Genomic DNA, 442 nt, shown 5'->3' on the forward strand with positions numbered 1-442 from the left:
GAACACCGCCTGGGTCAACACAGCGACCACCACGTTGCTCAGCACGAAGGCCAGCATGTAGCCGCGCCAGGACATCGCGCGCGAGGGATCGACGCCGAACACCTTGTAAAACGGCTTTTCGATCCAGTTGAACAGCACGTCGACCTTCATCGGCGTGCCGCGCATCACGCGGGCCAGGTACAGGCCCAGCGGCCACGCCAGCAGCAGGCTGGCGGCAAGAATGGCAAGCATCTCAGTCATGGCCGGCTCCGTTAGAACGATTCGGGCCGCAGCACGACATAGAGAAGATAGGCGGCGGCGACCAGCACCAGCACGCCACACAACAAAGACAGCCAGGGGGACATTTCAATAGCGACCTGGTGGAACCCCTCCACCTCAGGCCGTCATCGTCGTCCTGCCGCCCATAAACGCACTACGCGCCGGACCGGGCCGACGCGTAAAG

The 442-nt window shown here is 63.1% G+C and carries 2 protein-coding genes; both read right to left on the minus strand.

Annotated features, from left to right (window positions below; genetic code table 11):
* On the minus strand, positions 1-240 hold a 240-nt coding region (locus D7X55_RS46530; protein ID WP_147470505.1), incomplete at its 3' end, for a potassium-transporting ATPase subunit KdpA.
* 11 nt (positions 241-251) lie between these two features.
* Positions 252-344: a potassium-transporting ATPase subunit F gene (locus D7X55_RS46535; protein ID WP_005407770.1), complete on the minus strand. Its 93-nt coding sequence runs from the start codon at positions 342-344 to the stop codon at positions 252-254.
* Between the last annotated feature and the right edge of the window lie 98 nt (positions 345-442).

The organism is Corallococcus sp. AB049A (genome assembly GCF_003668885.1).
Lineage (GTDB): Bacteria > Myxococcota > Myxococcia > Myxococcales > Myxococcaceae > Corallococcus > Corallococcus interemptor.

What these genes read in the sequence shown, in the direction of transcription:
- D7X55_RS46535 (WP_005407770.1), bottom strand. Translation starts at nt 344, where the DNA reads ATGTCCCCCTGGCTGTCTTTGTTGTGTGGCGTGCTGGTGCTGGTCGCC.